This is a genomic window from Paenibacillus sp. FSL H7-689 (genome assembly GCF_000517905.1).
In the GTDB taxonomy this organism is placed as follows: domain Bacteria; phylum Bacillota; class Bacilli; order Paenibacillales; family Paenibacillaceae; genus Paenibacillus; species Paenibacillus amylolyticus.
Map to the genome: position 1 here is coordinate 21,347 of NZ_ASPU01000013.1, position 22,953 is coordinate 44,299.

General features: G+C 44.6%; 20 protein-coding genes. 3 read left to right on the plus strand and 17 right to left on the minus strand.

Features of this window, described 5'->3' with window-relative positions; translation table 11 throughout:
• Positions 1-145: 145 nt before the first annotated feature.
• The 7 genes from C170_RS07780 to C170_RS07810 form a co-directional block, all read right to left on the minus strand.
• On the minus strand, positions 146-688 hold the full coding sequence (locus tag C170_RS07780; protein ID WP_036608078.1) for a TlpA family protein disulfide reductase: 543 nt from the start codon (positions 686-688) through the stop codon (positions 146-148).
• Positions 689-699: 11 nt separating this feature from the next.
• Positions 700-1,413, minus strand: a complete 714-nt coding sequence (locus tag C170_RS07785; RefSeq protein WP_036608081.1) for an ABC transporter ATP-binding protein — start codon at positions 1,411-1,413, stop codon at positions 700-702.
• Positions 1,406-2,227, minus strand: coding sequence for an ABC transporter permease (locus tag C170_RS07790; RefSeq protein ID WP_036608083.1), 822 nt, complete (start codon positions 2,225-2,227; stop codon positions 1,406-1,408). Before C170_RS07790 ends, C170_RS07785 begins: the two co-directional genes overlap by 8 nt.
• Before the next feature lie 28 nt (positions 2,228-2,255).
• Positions 2,256-2,837: a nitrous oxide reductase accessory protein NosL gene (locus C170_RS07795; RefSeq protein ID WP_051447067.1), complete on the minus strand. Its 582-nt coding sequence runs from the start codon at positions 2,835-2,837 to the stop codon at positions 2,256-2,258.
• A complete protein-coding gene (locus C170_RS07800; protein ID WP_235200729.1) occupies positions 2,834-4,222 on the minus strand; it encodes a right-handed parallel beta-helix repeat-containing protein in 1,389 nt (462 codons plus the stop codon). Before C170_RS07800 ends, C170_RS07795 begins: the two co-directional genes overlap by 4 nt.
• Positions 4,223-4,539: 317 nt before the next feature.
• A complete protein-coding gene (gene bshB2 / locus C170_RS07805; RefSeq protein WP_036608086.1) occupies positions 4,540-5,214 on the minus strand; it encodes a bacillithiol biosynthesis deacetylase BshB2 in 675 nt (224 codons plus the stop codon).
• Between the two features lie 23 nt (positions 5,215-5,237).
• Positions 5,238-5,582 (minus strand): YojF family protein, encoded by a 345-nt coding sequence (locus tag C170_RS07810; RefSeq protein WP_017688572.1) that lies wholly within the window; start codon positions 5,580-5,582, stop codon positions 5,238-5,240.
• 267 nt (positions 5,583-5,849) lie between these two features.
• Here C170_RS07810 and C170_RS07815 point away from each other — a divergent pair, with 267 nt between their 5' ends.
• Entirely contained in the window at positions 5,850-6,635 is a 786-nt protein-coding gene (locus C170_RS07815) for a DUF817 domain-containing protein (protein WP_036608089.1), read from the plus strand.
• Positions 6,636-6,728: 93 nt separating this feature from the next.
• On the opposite strand, the gene C170_RS07820 is transcribed toward C170_RS07815, so the two are convergent.
• The 9 genes from C170_RS07820 to C170_RS07860 form a co-directional block, all read right to left on the minus strand.
• Entirely contained in the window at positions 6,729-7,421 is a 693-nt protein-coding gene (locus C170_RS07820) for a hypothetical protein (protein WP_036608092.1), read from the minus strand.
• A 147-nt stretch (positions 7,422-7,568) separates the two neighbouring features.
• Positions 7,569-8,477, minus strand: coding sequence for a UDP-N-acetylmuramate dehydrogenase (gene murB, locus C170_RS07825; RefSeq protein ID WP_390925642.1), 909 nt, complete (start codon positions 8,475-8,477; stop codon positions 7,569-7,571).
• A 185-nt stretch (positions 8,478-8,662) separates the two neighbouring features.
• Complete coding sequence (locus tag C170_RS07830; RefSeq protein WP_036608097.1) at positions 8,663-9,643, minus strand: SDR family NAD(P)-dependent oxidoreductase; 981 nt, start codon at positions 9,641-9,643, stop codon at positions 8,663-8,665.
• Between the two features lie 169 nt (positions 9,644-9,812).
• The gene (locus C170_RS07835) at positions 9,813-10,475 is read right to left on the minus strand and encodes a hypothetical protein (RefSeq protein WP_036608099.1); all 663 of its coding nucleotides are present in this window, start codon (positions 10,473-10,475) and stop codon (positions 9,813-9,815) included.
• 341 nt (positions 10,476-10,816) lie between these two features.
• Positions 10,817-12,220: an outer membrane protein assembly factor BamB family protein gene (locus C170_RS07840; protein ID WP_036608102.1), complete on the minus strand. Its 1,404-nt coding sequence runs from the start codon at positions 12,218-12,220 to the stop codon at positions 10,817-10,819.
• A gap of 195 nt (positions 12,221-12,415) precedes the next feature.
• Positions 12,416-14,467 carry a serine hydrolase domain-containing protein gene (locus C170_RS07845; RefSeq protein WP_036608105.1) on the minus strand — a complete coding sequence of 684 codons (2,052 nt, stop codon included), beginning with the start codon at positions 14,465-14,467 and terminating at the stop codon, positions 12,416-12,418.
• Positions 14,468-14,577: 110 nt separating this feature from the next.
• Complete coding sequence (locus tag C170_RS07850; protein WP_036608108.1) at positions 14,578-15,876, minus strand: GHKL domain-containing protein; 1,299 nt, start codon at positions 15,874-15,876, stop codon at positions 14,578-14,580.
• Position 15,877: 1 nt separating this feature from the next.
• Positions 15,878-16,618 (minus strand): LytR/AlgR family response regulator transcription factor, encoded by a 741-nt coding sequence (locus C170_RS07855; RefSeq protein WP_036608111.1) that lies wholly within the window; start codon positions 16,616-16,618, stop codon positions 15,878-15,880.
• Between the two features lie 197 nt (positions 16,619-16,815).
• Positions 16,816-17,580 (minus strand): YheC/YheD family protein, encoded by a 765-nt coding sequence (locus C170_RS07860; protein WP_036608114.1) that lies wholly within the window; start codon positions 17,578-17,580, stop codon positions 16,816-16,818.
• Between the two features lie 202 nt (positions 17,581-17,782).
• Between C170_RS07860 and C170_RS07865 the strand changes: the two genes are divergently transcribed.
• A complete protein-coding gene (locus C170_RS07865; RefSeq protein ID WP_036608117.1) occupies positions 17,783-18,592 on the plus strand; it encodes a DUF6492 family protein in 810 nt (269 codons plus the stop codon).
• A gap of 17 nt (positions 18,593-18,609) precedes the next feature.
• Positions 18,610-19,983, plus strand: coding sequence for a sugar phosphate nucleotidyltransferase (locus tag C170_RS07870; protein ID WP_036608120.1), 1,374 nt, complete (start codon positions 18,610-18,612; stop codon positions 19,981-19,983).
• Between the two features lie 106 nt (positions 19,984-20,089).
• Here C170_RS07870 and C170_RS07875 read toward each other — a convergent pair whose 3' ends face one another.
• Positions 20,090-22,909, minus strand: a complete 2,820-nt coding sequence (locus C170_RS07875; protein WP_036608123.1) for a glycoside hydrolase family 2 TIM barrel-domain containing protein — start codon at positions 22,907-22,909, stop codon at positions 20,090-20,092.
• Positions 22,910-22,953: the final 44 nt, after the last annotated feature.

Consider the following 22,953-nt stretch of genomic DNA (forward strand, 5'->3'; position numbering starts at 1 on the left):
AGTAAAGCCGGACACCCCTTCGTTAAATGGGTGTCCGGCTTTTTATCTGGTTATTTTTTAGTTACTTTTAACGTAAATTCATTTCACTTGTAACATGGCAATCTCTGGCGTTCTTGCCCCTTTTCTCACCATCCAATGCTTACAACTAGATACTATCTTTCAGCCATTGCTGCAACGGTGTATCTTCGGTCAATTCACCGAGCAGTATGTGACGGAACTCCCCATCCCTATCAATGACCATTGTTGCGGGCAAACCTGTAATCCGATACATACCTGATATGTTGCCCGTCACATCAATGATCACCGGGAAATCAAACGCCTGGTTATCCATAAACTCACGAATCGTGCCCTTCGATTCCCCCACGTTAACAAACAGGGTTTCCACGTCGTTCTGATAGTCCTGAGCAATCTGGTGAACGAGCGGCATCTCCCTTACACAAGGTGTGCACCATGAAGCCCAAAAGTTAATCATCACAGCTTTGCCCCGATAATCGGACAGGCTGACCTGTTCGCCTGCTGAATTAACCGCTGTGAACTCAGGGGCCACGGCACCAGCTTCAATGGCGTTACCTCGCTGAGATTCAGGTGTCGATACATTTTCGAAAATAGCCCATGTACCAACTAACAATGCGATCACACCAATCAAAATTGTAAGTGTACGTCTGCTTTTAATACTTTTTTTCTGCAATAAACTCACCTTCACTTTAAACCAAGACTTTGATGGAATGCTGCATGGAGCGAACCGAATTGATCACAAAAGTCGTGAGTAGAGCCCTCTCCAACATTACGTCCATGGTTCATGAATATCACCTGATCCGCAATATCGTCTGCGATCTCCAGCTGATGGGTCGAGAACACGACCATGTGGCCTTCCTGTTTGATGCCCTTGAGCAGCTGAGTTAATTCCTGCATCCAGAATGGGTCCAATCCATTCGTTGGCTCATCCATGATGAGCAGTGGAGGTTTCGACAGCACAGCCTGGGCGAATAACACACGTTGGCGCATGCCTTTGGAGAAGGTCGTAACCCGGTTTTTCTTTTGATCCTCCAAACCTACCATGGTCAGTACTTCCTGTACTCTCTCCTTGGGAACTTTCCTCAGAGAAGCCCAGAACAGAAGCATTTCCTCCGCACTCAGTCCTTGATTAAATTGATAATCGTCCGGCATATATCCAATCTGCTCTGAATAACGCTTGCGCTCCTTCAACCATCGTACATTGTTCACTGCAACCTCACCGGAGGTAGGCCGTAGAATTCCTGCGATCATACGCAGCACCGTGCTCTTTCCTGCACCATTCCCTCCACAGAGGGCAAGCACTTGGCCTGAAGTAATGCGAAAGGAGATATCCTCAACAATCGGTTGCTTTTTAATGGATTTGCACAATCCCATCACTTCGAGTCCCATCTTATCCATGAGAACGCCCCCTCTCCCAGATCGCATATACCGCCAGGACAGAGAAGGCAATCCAGAATAGGCATATCCCGATGAAGATCCAACTGCCACTTGGTTGTTGCACCCACTCCACCCATCGATAATATTCTGGTCCAAGAATGGAGCCGCCTCCCAGTTTGATGACTACAAACAATCGCACCAGCTCGGCCGGATTGATGAGCGTTAGTATAATCAGCAGCGGTTTCACCCATAGATAAGGCATCAGTCCCAGCACAGAGAGCAATAAGGTCGGCCATCCAATGACTGCAAAAAACCATACGGTCACGGATATGGTTAACGCCTGCCACCGATTGCGCGACAACGAACCGATAAATAGCGCCAACGTCAGGAATAACAACACCAGTCCACAAGAAAATGCCAGAAAGAGAAGATATGTCACGGCATCCAGTGGATTCCCGATTACTCCGCTAATAACCCCCATCAGGCCGTATCCAAACGCAACAATGGTAATTAAAACAATCGACAGCCCAAGATACTTGCCCACAATAAAAGACATCGTGCCAATGGGATACGTGGACAGCAGTTGCCAGCTACCGTCTTCCTTTTCGGATGTTAGTGAGAAGGAACCGAGGAACAGCGTCATTAATGGTAAGAGGTAAAGAATGAGATTCAACATCGAACCTGTTGTGCCCGAGTATCCTTCAACCAGATTCTGCGAATTCAGAAGTAACAAGCTTAAGCTAAATGTGCAAAAAAGGATCAGAAACGAATACGCCCAAGGATTGCGAAATCCCATTTTCACTTCTCGTCTTGCAATCTGTATCATATCTGACATCATTGATCACCATTTTCTATTGTCATACTTAGTGGCCTGACTCTTCTTTCATCTCACCTTCCTGATGCATCTCATTACCGTCTCCTTCTTCACCATGTCCGTGCTCATCATGCCCATGTTCACCCATCATGTCCATATTCTCTGTGTTCTGTTTCCAGTCATGAGAGGCAAGATCCTCAGCGGTCATAATGGTTCCTACACCTTGCTCTGCAATGAAAGCTTCAGCCGAGGGCTTGTCCTTAAAATTAAGAATTCCATAGGCCATAGGCGTACGCAATGAAGCGTCGTATACATACGTGGCTTTGCTGTATTCAATCCATTCCTTGTCATTATAGTCACGTACATAGTCCATGCCGATGTTATCTGTGCCATTTTCTGTTTTCCACTGGTTCATGCAGCCGATATCATCGAACTTGTAATTTTGGCCGTCTTTCGTAGTGAGCTGTGTTGCATATGCATCGTCCTTCACCTGCATTTTACAGATCGCACAGATATCCACGTCTTCATTGATCGGCAATGCCGCGTATTTTGTTCCGCAAGCGGTTAACAGCACCATGCCAAACATAAGTACCATGAGGAATGTCCATCTTCTGTTCAAGCTTTTGTTCATTTTCGTAATACCCCCATATAGATGATTATAAAAGTTGCCATACCCAACAGAATTAACCCGAACAACCACACCACATTGGAATCTGTAGCACTTTCTACTGACATGTGCAGATCAGATTCCGTATCCATGCTCATTCGTGGCGATTTGTCGGTAGTCCATTGTTCTCTGCCTTCTGTAAACAACTCACTCAGAAAGACCATACCCGGTGATTGGAAAAAGAGCTGATACGCTGAATTTCGACTGACCAGTTGCTCATAAAAAGGATTGATAGCATAGGATATTTCACTGATCCCATCCCGATTCAGATCGAGCCCCTGAAAGGAGTCCCAGTAGTTCTCCATCAGGACATTATTCGGGCTATCCAGCGCCGAAGCTTCAATGACATTAGACACCAATTGGTTACGTGTAAACTCATTAGCTTCTGCCAGAACAAGCTGTATGCCAACAAAATTCCGAAGCACCGCATTGTCATGGATCTCATTGCCCGATGACTCTGCAATATTCATGCCGACACGATTACCCTCCACCACATTGTTGTGAATTGAGGATTGATGCACGTCATACAACAAAATCCCTTGGGAGTGAACATTGGTACTCTGTTTGCGAAAAGAATTGCCCGATATGACCGTATTCTTGACGCCCATAATCATGGCACCTGTCATGTTCTCCTCTCCGGTATTGTCCATGACAGAAGAGCCGTCAATGTACATACAGTGGATGCCGTACCTTGTATGTAACAGCCTGTTATTTTGCACAGTAGACTTGCGACTGTTCTCCAGATAGATTCCATCCCTCATTCCGGTGATCTCATTGGCATCAATGTAGCTATCATGGGAGTTGTACAGATCAATGCCATTGCCCTTCTGGCCACTGGAAGCAGAATCAGACCCGGCCCACGTAATGTTGTTCCGCTGAATCGTTGCCTGACTCGAATTCCGGATGATCATCCCATACCCTTGGGTCTGAATGTGCAGATCTGTGATTTCACTGTTTTTCCCTTCAACCTGAATCGCTGCAGTCTGTTCATTCGTATCATGTTCAATTGTAAAACCGCTCAGTTTCACCCCATCCGAGCGAATCATTATCGTAGAGGTGGCTTCCGCATTAACAACTATGACCGTAGGATCACCCTGAATGGTGATGTTTTTGTCAATCGTCACGGGTCCAGAATAACGACCTGATGCAAGTTCAATGACTTCTCCAGGTGCAGTGCGGTCAATCATAGGCTGAAGGGGAATGAGATCACGATGTCCGGAAGAGGCCATGACTGCACCGTGCGGAAGGGATAGCAGGAGCATCATCATTCCGATTAGAAAAATTAAACCTGTAACCCGACTCTTCTTACAACTGTTGAATGCACTCAAGCCTGCCCAAGGATTACTCATGATTCAAACCGCGCAATTCCGGCTTCTTGTTACAGTTGCTTATTGCTGTGGCAATGTATTCAACGGGTCTGACGTTAATCCAAAATATACGTTGGTTGTACACACCATCCCTCCATTCCACTTAAAATCAACTCTCCATGTTCCTCACCCATTGAAGCAACGTAATAAATGAAGCGTTATCACAATCCTGATCATAGTGTACTTAAAATGATATTTATTCCATATAGCTCAATTAGGCTATAGACGCTGCATTTTTGTGTCGATATTGTGATGTGAATCAAAAAAAGCCGCCATATAGGCGACTTCTAAGTAATATATTATTCAAATGGATAGGTCCAAAATGTTTCTCTGCCAAAACGTTTCTTGATTTCTTCATTATTCAGCTCACGATTTCCTACAAGCTCTGCTGCCTGGAATTGTGAACGATGGGCACGAATGGACGCCATTTTTCGATCCAAAAATTCGGATACGTCAACAAATACATCCGGTTTGCCAATGTACTGTTCCTGATTATTAGCGAACGCAACGCAGTGAACAATCGGACGTTCATCCACAGGAAGTTTAGCAATTGTACGTATAACAGCGGCTCCCGTTGCATCATGATCGGGATGAACACTGTACCCCGGATAGAACGTAATGACTAGCGTGGGATTCAACTCTTTAAGTAGCGACATGATGGTATCTTCCAGTAACTGTGGGTCTTCGAACTCCAGCATTTTATCGTGGAAACCCAGCATTCTCAGGTCCTGAATACCAATCGCTTCAGAAGCTTCGATGAGTTCCTGTTTACGAATGGCAGGCAACGTCACTCGGTTGGCAAATGGAGGAATCCCCATATTGCGCCCCATCTCGCCAAGTGTTAGACAAGCATAGGTTACATGGGCACCGCCATCTATGTATTTGGCTAACGTTCCCGATACAGAGAAAGCTTCATCATCTGGATGTGGATATACCACCAAGATGCGCTCATGCTCGTTGTGTGTAGTATTCATGGTTATTCAATCCTCCGCTTTCATCAGAACATCTCTCGGCTTAATTGTAACGCCACAACTAGTTTACCTTGGCTGTCGTGACCGGCGAGAATCAGTCTTTCTTGTTCCTGCTCATCAATATGTGTAAGTCCTTCGGCGTAAAGCCATCCCTGCGTTGTTTTCAGACCAACACGGTATGGACCTGTACCTGAAATGGACCCCTGCGTATATCGTATGGCCGCATTAGTAATGAATGCCGATGCTGGATGTTTTGTACTGTCCATGTGTTGTGCGTAAGCACCTGACGTAAGTTCTAGATGTACGTATAAGTCCTGATCAGCAAGATTATTGATCCGGAGCTGAATATCTTGAGGTTTAATTGGTTGCATAGCGGCCTCCTTATCTAATGTAATTGTACGAACTTCATTTTAACATAACCACAAGAGAATATACATGGAGTGACCCTGTCGACCTCACATAGAGCCCTCTCATGATGATTCCAGTTTGAAAACAAGAACAGATTTGCGTGGTTTTTTCTCTTTTTATTCATGGATCATATCTATATTATGAAGTGTAGGCAAAAACGCCCGTGATGAAGAACCTTAAATCTGAAATGAATCTTGCTCCAACATGTTTGGAAAGGAGTTTAACTCGACTTGAAATCTCTAATACAACTACTTCATTTTGGCTATCATCAGGCCATGAGCTGCATATTTCCCGTAGCGATCTTTGGAACACTGGCACTGTCCAGCGTAATTCCTATTCCTTTCCTTCATCGATATGATGCCATTCTGCTCGTATTACTTGCTGTGCAGTACCTGATGTATCGAAGCGGCTTGGAAACTAAGGATGAAATCAAGGTCATCTGTGTATTTCACATTATTGGCCTGGTGCTAGAAATCTATAAAGTATGGATGGGATCATGGTCATACCCTGAGCAAGCATACAGCAAAATCCTGGGTGTCCCTCTTTATAGCGGATTCATGTATGCAAGTGTAGCCAGTTTTATGTGTCAGGTGTGGCGAAGACTGCGAATGGACATGACCGGATGGCCTGGTTTTGCACCTTCGATGCTGCTCGGAGCAGCCATCTATATTAACTTTTTCACTCATCATTTTATGCCCGATTTTCGCTGGTGGCTGACGGCGCTTGTATTTATTGTCTTCTGGAAAACCTGGATTATTTACCGGGTACGAGCAACGACCTATCGAATGCCCTTATCGCTTGCTTTTATCATCGTTGGTTTCTTCATTTGGACTGCTGAGAACATCGCTACATTTTTCAATGCCTGGAAATACCCTGATCAGCATGATGCCTGGCAACTGGTTAGCTTTAGCAAAATTAGTTCGTGGTTCCTGCTGGTCATCATCAGTGTCATCATCGTTGCGCAGCTCAAATATGTGAAGGCCAATCGAACCGCAGATGATCCAAAGTCCAGGTAACTATTTATTCTCTAACCGTAAAACAGCAACAATCTTAGACTCGTACCTAAAGTCTTCGAATGCCGCTGTTTTTTACTGGAGTTCTATTTGAGATTATTCAATAAAAAATGAGCCAAAGCCATCTGCCTCTTCAATGTCTTTGTTGATTAAGAGGCTCTCCTTTTCATCATATGCTTTGATTGTATAAGGAGGAGTAGCTGATGAAGGCAGGAATGCATACCAGATTTGTTGGTTCTCACCTGCCTCAACCAGCTTCGCATCGAAAGTTTCGGGCTTTCCATTTTGCTTGATTTCAACAGTTACACGTCTGATAGTGGAGTCTATGATGTCACCAAATAACATCGGTAACGGGGCCGAGACTTTTTCTAATTTCGGTATGCTCATATAATTCAACGCAAACTTGGATTCAACTGATTCATTAATGGAATATCCTCCACCCCATACCCATTTCCATCCGAAAATGTTCTTGCGGGTATACTCCATCTGAAGATTACTGTTATTTTCCCGACCCTTTTTTTGTGTAAACAAAATCATGCCCCCGTCCACAGCCTCCTGATGAATGAATTGGGAGGTATAAGATTCACCTCTAAATTCTTGAACGGCCCCTTGAGGACTGTTCGCTATAGGAATATGTATAGGTTCATTCAATCCCCAAACTTTGGATATCCGTTGATCGGCTAGCCCGCCAGCTCGTTCATTCATATACATATATGCCAAGATTGACAGGGGCGATAGTAAAATTACCATTGCAGTGATTAGCAAAATTCTCCTGTTACGCTTGAACATCTCCATGTACACTCCTTATGATAACGATGAAATATTAAATACAATCACTCTGATATTACCATAATTAGCATATTAGTTCTTGTTTAAATATAATTCGGACAATCAAAAAAGGCCGCCATTGGCGACCTTTCAAGTCATTCATCGAAGCTATTCTCCCAGAAAGATTACTTCGGTTTCCAATTCAACTTGGAACGTATCATATACTTTCTTCTGAATAAATTGAATCAGATCCATATAATCCTGGGCAGTAGCGTGATCCACATTTACGATGAAACCTGCATGCTTCATGGAGATTTCAGCGCCTCCGATGCGAGTGCCCTGCAAGTTACAATCCTGAATCAGTTTACCGGCAAAATGTCCTTCGGGTCGTTTAAATACACTTCCACAAGAGGGGAATTCAAGCGGCTGCTTGGATTCTCTTAGGAACGTTAATTCCTTCATTTTGCTTGCAATATCTTCCTTGTTTCCTTTTTTGAGCCCGAATTCGGCCTCCAGTATGATATAGTGATCCATCTTGAAGAGACTATTTCGATAACCAAACTTCATCTCTTCTCGCGGAATCTCCAACACTGCGCCGTCTTTGGTGATCACAGTCGCACGTTCCACAACATCGGCGATCTGACCGCCATAAGCACCCGCATTCATGTAAAGTGCGCCCCCCGTGCTGCCAGGAATGCCACAAGCAAACTCCAAACCGGTCAAGCTATGCCCCAAAGCAAGTCTGGATACCTCAATGATATCAACGCCGCTTTGCGCAATCATGCTCTCCTCATTCACTTTAATTTGATCAAAGTGGCTAAGAGAAATCGTTACTCCCCGGATACCCCCGTCTTTAATAATGACGTTTGAGCCTTTTCCAATGACCGTCAGAGGTAACTGATGTAAGTTGGCAATTTCCACGATTTTAGTGATTTCGTCTATCGTTGTTGGATGGATGAGAATATCTGCGTTGCCACCTATTTTAATAAACGTGTGATTTTTTAGTGGTTCATTGAATTTCACTTTTTCCAAAGGTATCTGATGCTCAAAAATATTCATGATTTTCTCTCCCTGAATTCATAAAGAAATGATTGCACCATCGCGAAAATGAGATGCTCCTTCTTTATTATATGCTAAATAGGAGATTTTGTTTGAAATTATGTTGTTTTCATTATAATTAATCACATTCTCTTTAGATTTTGAACTATTCCGTGAGTTCCTGCATGGAAGCGAGCTGTTGCTCTGTTGCCACAACTACATGATTATGAGAGTTCTATGTCTGTTTGAGTCAGCTTGGCTGATAGCTCCCATAAACGAATAGCTTGCTCAGGGTCGATGGCATACTTCTTGACCCCATAGAAACCTCCATCCTCTGGAGCCATTTCACTGATGTCACAATCCTCACAGTAGACACCGCCTTTTCCCTCAAGTTGAGGAGAAGTTGCTGCCCAGACTTGCGTCGCTGCCCCCTGCTCAAGTGTTTTGAACGCAGGGTTGGCCACTTGTCCAGATTCATCAATCCAGCCCAGAGCAATCATTTCCTCTTTTGGCATATGACGCTGTAGTGGTGTCATAATCCCGCCTGGATGAACTGAGAAAGCCCGTACGCCGTGCTCTGCACCTCGACGATCCAGCTCAACGCTGAATAAAATCGTTGCTGTTTTGGACTGTCCATAGGCAGGGAATTTCTCATAGCCATGTTCAAATTGGATGTCATCCCAACGAATCGGTGAGAAATGATGTCCCGCTGATGCCAAGGAAACAACACGTGCTCCCCCCTGACTTGCAAGTGCTGGCCATAACAGATTAGTCAGGGCAAAGTGGCCCAGATGATTGGTTGCAAATTGAGCTTCCCAGCCAGGACCAACCCGCGTCTCCGGGCAAGCCATGATGCCCGCATTAAGAATCAGCATATCAATGTTCCGATCACTCGCCAGAAACCGCTCTGCAAAAGCACGAACGCTGGATAAATCAGCGAGGTCCAATTCATCTATTTCAACACCTTCCAGACCCGAAAGTGCTTCCTTCGCAACCGCTGGACGACGTGCAGTCACCACTACACGGGCTCCCGAATTAACAAGCGCACGTGTCGTCTCCAACCCCAGGCCGGAATATCCACCCGTTACAATAGCAAGCTGTCCGGACAAGTCCAGATCTCTCAATACATCCTCCGCGGTACTGTTATGGTTGAAGCCAGAGCCCATTTTATGTTGTAAAGTTCTAGTATTATTTTCCTGTGTCATTCTGTTCATCTCCTTGGTAATATTTCTACTTCTTCAAAGTCTACACCCTAGAGCGTACTCTAAGTCAAATGGAAGTGAATACATCACCTCGCAACTTCTCCGTGCAATCTGCAAAAGTAAAAAAGCCGCCAGTTGGCGACTTTCGTTGAAAAGATTATGGTCATATAAGTTACGAATCACCCTGAACGGTGGATAACGAAACAAGGACCGGGCTGGCGAAATCAGAGGCCTCTTCTCCTTTTGGATTATGAAGACGGAATAAAAATGCGTCCCCTTCTTCTGATTTCCAGACCATATAATCGCTAATGCCTTCTTCACCTGAGGCCTGAAGATAGAGCTCGGCATAACTAAGCGGGTGTTCTACCAGTTCTCCACTATAATCGGATACCTTACCGGCTTTTTCTAATTCTTCTTTACCCGCTTTCTCCAATTCTGCCAGATTATAATCCGAAGGCAGTGGTTCAATATCCACATAATAGTCAGGGTTACTAGTCAGTGACAGACGGCCTTGAGCAGCATCAAATGTGAATTTCTCGAATACGTACAAGGAAAATCCTTCTCCTTGTTGCAAGGTCGCCTCTAGTGATTGATTTCCATCTGCGGTCAACATTTCAAAACTTGCGGTCTGTGGACGCTCCGTTTCATTTGCTTCTACTGTTCCATCTGTTTCAGATGGTTGTTCATTTTCTGTTGAAGGTGCTGGAGCAGATTCACCTACTGGCATTGATGGTTGAGGGCTAGGCAAAGGTTCATTACTACCAGAGCAAGCTGCAAGTGTTAGAACTATAACGATTAAGGAGATACTCATCATAATAGAACGTGGTTGAAACATCAGGTTCATTCCCCCTGTCTATATTCTGTGCTTACATGTTATTACCCATGGCTGAGACTCGGAATCCATAGGTCCAACCTATGGGTTTATCCATAATCAGTATTTCCCTAGGGTCAGGGAACAACCCTTGATACGGACATCTCGGCTTCAATCGAAAGACGCAAGGTGGATATCAATGCCACGCTGGAGGATCAATTGGTGTGGTTGGAGGAAGCGGGGTTTCGCGTGGCAGATTGCATGTACAAATACTTGGACTTTGCAGTGTTTTAAATAAAAAAAGACCGGATTATGGGCAGCTATGCCATGATCCGGTCTTCTCACATGATTTCATTCTAAATCACTTATTTCAGCGACGCTGGTAGCTTAACGCCGAGAAGTTTGCCTTCGGCTTGGATGATGATCATTCCGTTTGTCTTCAATGTCGTGTTGTGCAGATCTCCACCGGTGGAGACGCGGAAGACCGACTGACCTGACATCATGTTGAGGACAAGCAGTGTGCCGTTACGTTGTGCTCGATACATTCCTTTGCCGTAAACATCAATCTGAGAAACGGGGGCATCACCATGCCACTGGACCTCTTGACCATTAGCCAGCTTGATGCCTGTAAGTTCTCCCGTGTTTCCGTTTTTGAAGATCAACCTTTCCTGTGTAACGCCAAGCCATACCATATTTTCGCCGTAAGGACGGTGAAAAGTTCGAAGTGGCGCGGTTCCCGGATTGGTTGAGGTCAACGAATACTCCGCTATCTTATCCCCTTGTAAAATGTATAGTTTGTCTTTATTGGAAAATATCCCTTTATACCCATTCACATACGGTGGATCCCCCGGCATGGTCCACTTATACTCCTGACTTCCTTTTAACACACCGGTCTTCAAGTTGTACGCATTCACTTTCCATTTGCGTTCTGGTGAAGACTCGTCATTTTCCAACATCGAAGAATAGTAGTCCGCTGAGTATACAAGACCGTCTTTGATCTGAATAGCTTCCCCCTGACCAAAATGACCCCATAGCTTCTTGCCCGTTTTCTTGTCATATGCATTAAGCTGAGTGGACGTAAGTGCCCCTTGGACAAAAAAGGTTCTCAGCACCACACCATTAGATTCACTCAGATACTCAGTACCATTACCTTCACCTAATGGTTCATCTGCTTCCCAGCGCAGTTTGCCTGACTGGATATCCAGTGCAAACGTTGTACTCCCCTTAATCACGTAGAGGGTATCCACCGTTGGAATCAGAGCTTCCGTACGGTTATACGTATCAATCCAGGTGGATGTACCTGACTGCCATTTTGCTTTGCCTGTCTTCGCATTCAAGGCATATGGCTTGTGATCAATGGTCAGTCCGTAGAGAATCCCGCTTTGATAGGTAATATAAGGAGTCAGGTCTTTGCCGTAAGTCCACAGCCGTTTACCTGTTGTCGCATCAAGTGCAATCAACTTCGATCCAGCAAACGTGAATACTTTGCCTTCTTCTGCGATGGCATTAACTCCAACATACGTCTCGTTCATATTCAGATAGTTATCTACTTTCGCTGTCCAAGAAGGTTTCAGTTCAGGTACAGTGATTCGTTGATACGAATACCAGTTACGGATGGATACATCCGATGCTTCAGCATGTGCCTGCGATGGCAACACGCCGATAACGCCGTGAACCATCAGCATTCCGGCAGTAATGCCTGCAATGATGGGTCTTCCTGCTCTTCTTTTCCATTCCTTATTCATTTGACGTTTATGTATATTGATCATGGTAAATGAATTCCTCCTGTTATTAAAATCCTGAGATATAACTACATAAACATAACGTGTGATGGGTCCAAATAGTTACCGGATTGTTAAATTATTCAAAGAAAATATCAAAAAAGCCGCCACCAGGCGACTTCTTGATAACTGTATTTTTTCGGTGATTAGTTGCGAACCTGACTCATTAATGAAGTTTCTGCTCTACTTTAGTTGGATCTGGAATACATCACCGGCGTCCCCACCAAAAACGATAAAACCACTTTTCGGGAGTTTCGTCGATTCCTGATTGGTTGCTACAGAGAAGTCAACCATTTCCCCTTTATCATTATACACTGCATAACCTCCGGTCTTGGGAGAATCCACCGTGATGGATTTGTTACCCGATCGGGCATCGATCGCATACCACCGGGCTTGACCGTTTGCCGGAATAGTCGTAATTCCTTTTTTTCCACCAAAGATTGGAGTAATCGCATCCTCGGCAATGTATTCCTGCCCATCCTGGAGAAGAATCTCGGCGCCATTCTTTGTGTAAAATTGCAGATCAAACGCGTCTCTTCCGTTCATTACAGGAATCTCGGCGATATTCTCTGCGTTGTTTGCATCCATGATTTGCGTGCCATTAGCATAGCCATTTTTGGCATCAACAGACAGGTTCTTGATCAGCATGGATGGAAGCAGATAAAAGATCGATGTTATTTTTTCATCCAACGCGTAATATTTTGAGCCGTCACGAGCTGTCCATTTCTCTTTTGTTGCTGCGTCAAGCGCATTATGATCCAGTTTTTGATAATCATACGTGTTCATTACCGTTTGGCCTATGCCGGGTAACGTAATCATACCCTGAATTTTAACATATACCTTGTCATTACGTTCCTTCACAAAGCTAGCTTTTACACTGCCATCCGCACTTGTAAAATGTTCGTCGCCTGTGTACACATATTTCTGCTCTGGAATCATTCCACCCAACAAGGCTGGCAGTTGCATCTCACCATCCTTAATCGTTATATCCAATGTCTCTCCTACCGTACCATAGAGACCGGAGTACGCGCTTAATTCTGTTGGCATCTTCACTTTGTCGGGTGACGAGAAGGTCTGATCGGGTTTAACCTTGTCGATGATGCCTTGATCCGCCAGAACTTCCAGCAGCACTTTGCTGGCAAACATCTGATTGTAGATGGAAGATCCGCCAGATGATAGAACCGCCATTGAAATATCATGTTCGGGTATAGTGATTAACACGGCGTGGTACAACATGGTATCCCCGCCTTTGGCAAGCGCGGTAACCCCATAATCGCTGAAAGGTGCAAGGTCAACCGAATCCCATCCCAAGCCATAATTGATCGTATTTTGCTCATCAGATACCCATATGCCCTTACGATATTCATGAGATTGCATGGCCTTCACAGCAGATTCGGACAGAATATCCGGTCTGTTCGCCATTAAAACCTCTCCGAATTGACTCAATTCTTCTGCGGTAGAGTACACTCCGCCTGTGCCGATAATGTTTGCATTTTCGGTAGGCATCTTCATCTCAAGTGTAGGCCAATAGGTTTCGGATAATTGCGCTCTGTCAAAGGAATCTAGTGGTGTCTTCGTTGATTCCAACTTCAACGGCTCGCTGATGAACTTGGCGATATATTCGCTGTAGCTTAATCCACTCACCCGTTCAACCAGGATTTCAAGCAATTGAAAACCGTCATTGGCGTAGACGGAGTATGCGCCAGGTTTGGATTTCAGTTTTTCGGACTGAAGTTTGAGCAATAACTCATCATGATTGCGGGTGTCATTATCTTCAAACAACATGCTGTTTCCATAATGTGTACCGTAAAGACCGGATGAATGATTCATCAACATGCGCGGTGTGATTTGAGTATAGCGCGCATCTGCCATTTTAAAGTCCTTGATATACGAAGTAAGCGGCTCATCCAGATCTATTTTACCGGAATCAACCAGCTTCATGGTGGCTGCCGTAACAACCATTTTGCTAACCGAGCCTATGCCATACATGCTATCCTTGTCTATTGGCTTCTGTGATGCATTATCGTGCAGTCCGACACTATCTGATAAAATATATTCCCCTTCATCCATGATCGCATATTGCACACTGGTGACACCGTAGTTTTGCACCATCTCCTTGGCGATCTGCTCCGCCCGTGCCTCAATCGTACCGCTGTTATTCGCCTCTGCTCTGACATCTGCCAGCGGTGTAATTACAAGCACCGCTGTACATAAAAGACTAATTAGTTTCTTCATCCTATGTCCTCCCTCAAATGTTCTTATGAATGAATTCATCATATCCGGGAAGAGACTGATCAAACGCAAACGGACCCTGAATGGAAAAAAACAACCCCTGAACGGCAGGTTCAGGGATTGTCGGTGTGGAACGGAAGCACAACCATGTTGTTAAATTTCCGATGCTGATGCTCAATACTCATATGTCCACCATATTTCTCGCACATTCGCGATATATTGGTTAGACCGATCCCATGGTACTCCGGATTGGGCTTGTCACTTTTCAAGTCAACGATCGGTTGCTCCACATGATTCATAATCTGGATGACCAGTGTAGATGATGTGGAGTGGATGGCAATCAGGATATATCGATCCTCAGCCTGTCTAACCTTCTTGGAGGCCTCAATTGCGTTATCAAGCATGTTACCCAGCACCACACACAGATCGTACCGATCGATCTGAATATGTTGTGAGTGGAGCTGGATTTTGGTGTCGATTTTGATCCCGTTTGCCTGCCCCATAGCCAAGGTATTTGTAACGAGTGCATCAATGACCAGATTGCCGGAGTTCACCCGCTGATACGCACCTTCAATGGTATTTAATGTTGACTTGATATGGTCACCTGCCGCTGCCAGTTCGTTACGCTGGATACATTCATCAATATACAGAAATTGCTGATTGATATCATGGATGATGGATTTAATGTTTTTGAAACTGTGAACGGTCTTCTCATAGTTGGCATCCTGGTAGTCCATCTGACGCTGTAACTGGGTATTTTCATGCGCAAGCTGTACCTTTTCCACCATGTTGTCGAATACATATACAATGAACACGTTGAGAAATAGAGAGCCTAGTACGGAAAAGACGTAGAATATGTTTTTTTCACTATATATGGAGGCCACATTGATCTGATAGATCGTAATAATGGGTACGATGAGAAACAGCAAATAATAACGATAATGCACGGCAAAACTTCTGCGTTTAGCCACTAGACGCACAATTTGAATAACAATGAACATGATACTGCAACCAACCAGCATCACCTTGGAGAGAATCCAGTGGTTTTCTCCGTTGAACTGTTCCCATGAGATGAATTCTGTGGATTCCAAAACTCCGAGAATATATACAGCTATCGTATTTGCCATTGTAATCAGAACCGCATACAGGATAGTAAAAACAAGCTTGATTTTGAACTCCACTTCATAGGACTGTGCCAGACTGAAGATTAACAGCAGAGCAACAGCAGTAGAAACGATATCAGAGAAGGAAGAGACCAAATAAAAATAACCCAACATGAGAAATACCATGAAATAGATCGCTCTGCGCGGCTTTCGTCTGGACTTGCCCAACACAGAATCAAAATAAAAATTCGCCTGAAATGCCATAAGTAAGGTCACAAAAATGATGGAAAAGATCATATAGGTACCCATATCATTGAATCCTCATGATCATATATTTGGTGTAAGCATCCTTGATTTCTTTGACCTTGGATCGACCTATGGGCAGTTCCGTTCCATTCAACATAACGACCTGGGTACCGGAAAACTTCTGAACATGCATCAGGTTGATGATAATCGAGCGATGAATCTGCAAGAAACCATGGTCTTTCAAACCGGTAGCATAACTGGATAAAATGCCTTTGGTCTCATGTACATTTTCCTGTGTCACAAAATTCAACTTGTTCTTGATTGTTAAACTTTTGACGACCTCAATCCAGAGAATATCATCATATTTCAGCAGCAATTCATCATAGTCTGATTTGATTAGTACATACTTTTTGTCCAATCCTTGAAAATATTGACACAGCTTAATCATCTTTTCCTCGAAAACTTGCGGCTGGATTGGCTTGATCAGATATTGAAAGGTGATGACATCAAAGCTCTCCACCATATATTCCGGGTAACTGGTTAGAAACATAATCTGTACATCCAGAAACTTCATGTTCCTGATCTCTTTAGCGGTCTGAATCCCGTTCATTCCGCCCATCTCCACATCCAAGATGAGAATATTGAATGTATCCCCAACCTCTCTGTAGTGTGAGAGCAGTTGTTCACCAGATGTGAATAGGCTAATTTGAAAATCAAAATTGGTTTTTAGAGATAAGGAGACCAGCATGGATTTCACACGTTCTCGTTGCTGCTCCTCATCATCACAGATTGCAATATTGAACATGGGGGAACATCCGCCTTTCATCGACATCGACTCTGAATTTCACTCTCGAATATACTATTTTAGCATAGGTTTCGGAGTCGAATTGGGATGAAATGCATTATTCCGACCCTAAAACGCAGATCAACAAAAAAAGTCGCCACATTGGCGACTCTTGAGCTTGTAACCTTCTCCAGCATTCCTATGAAAAGTCCAGTCTGTTATTTTGTTTTTTTGGGGAAAGCATGGCGGTAATATCGTATTACCTTGCGATACATCGTCTTGTCCTTTAATTGATTGAATATATATGGGTCAGGTTTGACATTTACTTCAATAATCCAGGGTTTCAGACTGTGGTCAAGGCCGATATCCACACCAATTTGCTTAAGATGCGGGTACTTTTTTTTCATATGACGAGCTATGCGCAGGCTAAGCTCATTCATCTCTTGAATCAGTTCATTTCTGCGTTTGGTGGATGCATGTGATTTTAGCAGCTTGTGAATATCCATCGGTGTACCACCACTATGATAATTGGTTACGATTTTCTTTGGATGACCCAGTCGCCCGATGATTCCGGTAGCTTCCCAATGTTTGGTCGGGCTTAGCTGTATCATGACACGGATGTCAAAACGTCTGTTATTGTGCTTAAGCAGATGGATTCCTCTCTGAATCAGATAACTTCTTTTATTCACCAGACGAGTCAGACTGTTATAAAACGATTCAAAACTGTCAAACGTCAGGCGTTTTTGCTCGATCTGATAGACAAAATGTTGCTGACTTTCCCTCTCTGCCTTAATAACACCCATCCCGAAAGTACCTCTCTCGGGTTTGACATAGACCATTCCATATTTGCTGATCATGGATTTCAGATTCGTCTTGTTATATTTCTGTGTGTCGGGGATGAACGGTTTAATTAATTCATTATTAATGATCAATTTTGTTTTTAACCACTTGCTTCTTAACGGCTGCAACTTATCAACTCCCATGTCGTAAACTCTCCCTTCAGCAACCGCATCAAAACCTGCTGTTTGATCAAGATCCTGCAAGCATTATATGTAATACCGATAAAGGAACCCTCAACAAAAGCCCCTATTCGTAAAAATGTATATTTGCACATGCCCTGACCAAAACACTTTTGCACACATACCATATAATGAGTCATCACGATTTGTGCAAGGAGTTGAGAAGATGTCTGTCCAGCCTGGAATCCGGTTGAACAATGCGCCTAAGATTGATGTTCTTATACCAGCGATCGAGAAAGATTTGGCTACCCTACCCCTCGTCATCGATAACATTCGCCGTTATGTAAAACATCCCATTGGAAGCATATATATTGTTTCTCCGGTCAGCACCAAGATCAGAAAACTCTGTTCCCTTAAAAACTGCATTTTTGTTAATGAGCGATCCGTCCTGCCTATAACCAAAAACGACATACACTACCAGTCCTCCCGATGGAATCGATCAGGCTGGTTATATCAGCAGCTGCTCAAAATGAACGGAGATTCCATTGTGAAGGCAAAGTACTTTCTAGTCATGGATGCAGATACCGTACTGATTAAACCTCATTCATTTCTTGTAGAAGGCAAAACAGTCTTTTACTGCCGTGACTGGAGCCAGCCGGAATATTTCAATACCTACCGCAAGTTGTTAGGCATGAAAGCTCCGCGTCCCCGCTCTTTTGTCACCCATTATATGCTGTTCGACAAATCAAAACTCGTTGCCTTAAAACAGAAAATTGAAGCGGTTCATAAACTGCCATGGTACAAAGCCATCATCTCCAATATCAATAAGAAAAAGCAGTTTGGTTTCTCCGAGTATGAAACATATGCCAATTTTATGTATACGAAAAACCCAGGCAGCATGGTCCTTAGAAGTTCCAAGAATAAAAGTCTGAATGTGAACGCTTCTTCGTTAAAAGAGCAACAAATCCGCAATCTGGCTCTTAAATATCGTTCTCTTTCCTTTCATAAACGGAAAATCTATAGTAAAGCTCCCTGAGCTTAAGGAGGAAGCCCATGCATATCGTAATGCTGTGCGGCGGCTCTGGCAAAAGGCTCTGGCCGTTATCCAATGAGCTTCGCTCCAAGCTGTTCATAGATATACTTCCATCACCCGCTGGAGGTAGGGAATCCATGATCAGCAGAGTATGCCGCCAGCTTGATAGTTCATCCCTAACGGATTCAACACTCATTATTTCACATCAAGATCAGGCTAATATTACGGCACGACATACTCAAGGCAAAATACCAGTCATTGGGGAACCTTATAAACGAGGCACTTTTACTGCGGCGGCCTTAGCGACGTTATATCTGCAATCCTTCCGAATGGCCAAAGATGACGATGTGATCTGTATCGCACCAGCTGATGTGTTCGCAGGTGAAGATTTTTTCAGCAACTTCCAATTACTGCCGGATATACTGAAACACTCTCAAGCCGATATCGCTTTAATTGGGACAAGGCCTACACATGCTTCAGAACAGTATGGATACATCCTGCCAGGTGGGGAAGAACGTAATGCTTATGCGCCCATAACACAATTTATAGAAAAACCCGAAGCCTCCATTGCTGAAACGCTGCTACAACGTGGGGCACTATGGAACTGCGGTGTGTACGCGTTCACCGTCGCGTTTATGATATCCCATATTAAAAAAATGGGGCTTCCGGTTCATTATGATCAATTGTCGTCCTTGTATGAAGCGTTGCCTGAACGCAGTTTTGACAAGCATGTTGCAGAAAAGGCACAGCGGGCCGTAGTCCTGCCTTATAAGGGAGTATGGCAGGATATCGGAAGCTGGGATACGCTGTGCGCACAGTTAGATACCCATGTAATCGGACACGGTGGAATCTCGGGTTCTTCCTCCGATTCCTATATTATTAACGAGCTTCCCTACCCCATCCAAGTCATTGGCGTGCCAGGTATTATCGCTGCCGCAAGTCCGGATGGCATTCTCATTGCCAACAAAAATAATTCAAATGAAATTAAAGCTCAATTGGGTAACTTGCCATTAAAACCGATGTATGGTGAAGCAACCTGGGGCAGTTATCGTGTCATTGAGAGTTCGTTAGACAATGAGAATACAACTGTAACCACATTAAACATAACGGTTCTACCGGGCAACCATATCGGGTTGAACTGGCATAGAACTGGGTGTAGAGCATGGACCGTGCTTGCAGGCAGTGGGCAAATACTTGTCAACGGAAAGGTCATGCAAGTGAGTATGGGCAATCAGTTTGCGATTACCAAGGAGAGTCTCTTTTCTATTCTGGCTGAAACCAGAATGGTGATCCTTGAGGTCCGAATCGGAGTAACAGAGGATAAAGACAACATACTTTTTGAAGAAGAAGATTGGAATGTAATCCTAAAAAGTGCAGGTTCATCTAACGCTTAATGGGAGAATGAACCGATTCAATCTGCGTGTCTTATAGCCCCTTCCATTCGCGGAAGGGGCTCATTGGCATAATTAAGGGAAACCTGACACTTCTTCTCCCTATATCTTAGTTAAACAACTTGCGAAGTTCCTCTACTTCCAGACGTGCAACTGGCTGGTAAGCGGAACTTTGTACATAACGCCGGAAGCTGTATAACAGCTGTCTGCCCTCCAATGTAGTCATCAGACGCTCCAGATTCAGCGCTCCCATCAGCACTCTCCCCTTCCGGACCCGACACTCCATCAACAGGCCGAGCTTGTGGTTTCGCTCAAAATTGTCAATGGTCTGCACGATCGGATTCAAGTCTTTATCCAACTCATCCAAGATGATCGATGACGACTCGGACACGATGCTCCACCACGGATAAGTTGAGTGCTCCTCTGTGACAAAATGTTCGAAGGCCGGATGATCCTGTTGAATTAACAAGCCCATTGTGCCCACAGGAACTTCTCTTTTCATATTCTCCGAGATGGATCGGAACATAGGGTAAGACCAGAAATCGGTACTATAGAAACCTTGGATCGCGTGTTGAAGCTGATTGGGATTCGGGAAAAGTAAAATATCCTCGCCCTGCTCAAGCAGCGCCAACGCCTGTTCCGAGAGTTCGGTAAATAGATTCAAACCGCTCAGGTCCACTTCCTCCTGACTCGGGTAGATCCACAGGTCGTAAGACTTACGGATATCCGTGCCCGGAATGGACAGTCTAAGCTCCACTTTGGTCATATTGGAGACTTCAGGAATGCGAATGCTGAGATCCGCGATATTCACATAATGTTCTCCATGGGTCGCTGGCAGGTCTGCTTTCCCTTCCAATAGGACGCTTCCTTCGATCTGCTCGCTTTGAATTTCCCACTTCAGATGACGTCCGTCCAATGCCTGTCTGCGGAAGTAACTTAGTTCAATGCGTGCTTCGAACAATTCACCCGCTTGATAATTATATTTGGGGAATCTCGCCAACAACACAGCGTCGGAACAAAACGTTCTCCACTCCTCAGGTGTAATCATGCCTTTGGAATCCATGAATGCGTCCAGTACACCCACCAGCGCCGTTCCCTGACCACTGAAATCCTGAAGATCCAGCAGCTGGAACCCGGCTAGTTGCTGCGAACGAAAAGCAGCTTCCAGTTCTTCCTTGTAACATGCGACCGCGAGTTTACCAGAGGCTCTGAAGTATGCTTCCGCCAGATGTCCCAGCCCTTTGGCATTCAGACGCTCTCGAAACACTTCGAAATTCTTGGCTTTGAGTGAACCCGTATACTTGTTGATCTCCTCGAAATTAGGAAACGTGGCGTACTGTCCAATTTCATGCGAGATGATTGGTACGTGTGAGACAAGTTGGTCACTTCCAGCTTCGGCCTGCACTGTTTTGGAACCTGTCCCATACTGAATCTGAATCTCTTTGTCCCCAGTCTGACCAGAAGGGTCAGCATCGCTGCCTTGCTCAGGTACAATGTTTGAATCGTAATCTTTCAATGTATTTGGCAGGTCGGTCTGCACGTGACCGAGCGGAGCATCACACATCGCATATGAACCTCTGAACAGGCGCTCTTTGGAGAAACGAACCCCGCAGAAGAATTCACTTTCCTCCAGAATGTCCGGCACAAACTGAAAGTTATTCGAACCTTCGGTGTATAGATGACGATGATCATATGCTTTGTATGCCTTCAGGATCGAATTCAATCTGTCCTTGCTTCCCCATAGTTCATTCCCCATGGACATCATGACAAACGAAGGATGATTACCAAAAGCACGCAGCATCGCAAATCCTTCGCTAATCAAGTAATCCTGCTCGGCTTGATTATGCCCATCCGAAGATTCATCCGTAATCGTTCCCCAGAACGGAAGCTCAGGCTCCATGTAGATGCCGAGCAGATCCGCTGCAATAAAAGCAGCCTCCGGAGGACAACAGGTATGGAAACGGTAGTGATTGATACCGTAGGACTTGGAGATAGCGAGAATACGAACCCATTCATCCACATCTGTTGGAGCGTATCCCGTGAGCGGAAAGATCAGCCCGTCATGTTTGCCTCGAAGAAACGTTTTGCGACCATTAATGGTGAATTTGTCTCCGGTAGCCCGGAATTCCCGTAATCCCGTCCATACTTCGGTGGAATCCAGCACTTCCCCGTCCTGATCTTGCAGATGAATATGAAGTTGGTACAGGTTAGGTTCATCATCACTCCATAACATCGCATCTTCACCAATCTTGTACGTCAGCTGGATTTCCTGCGAATCCGGGGCGAAAATCTGTTCCTCGGTCGTATACACCGGATCTGCACTGACTGCAACAGCTGAAACCACGATTCGTACTTCTTGCAGGTCACCAACAAGTGCTGCCTTGATCTCGAAAGATCGAGTCGCAAGATCGGGATAGACCTGAACATTATCCAGGAAAACACGCTCGAAAAATTGAAGTTCCAATTTCCCGGTGATGCCGTTCCAATTCGTCTGCGTGTCTTCGGATGTAAGGTGACCACCTTTGGTTGGATAATTGGTATTGTCCACTCGAATGGTAATTGTATGAGTCCCAGCGGTTAGCCCTGCCTCAATCTCGTAACGATGAGGTGTGTTCAGACTGTTTTGTGTTCCGCATTCCACCCCATCGATCCAAACTGTGGTTACTCGTGTTCGTTCCAGATGCAAGAAGCAACGTTTGCCAGCCAAGTGTTCGGGAATTTCAATCTCTCGTGAAAACCAGGCATAACCCTCAAATAAGTACTCATCCGTCAGCGCACCGATTAACACATTCTCGTTTTTCTTGCCCTTGGCCGCATGAGATGTAGTATTTGGCAATGTAATAACGTCTGAGAAATTCAGACCACGTTCCACCTTATGTTCATCAAGTTGGAGTTTCCATATGCCTTCCAGATTTATTGCTTCTATCATGATATTGTCCCCTTTTAGATTCATATAATCGATACAAGTAATCG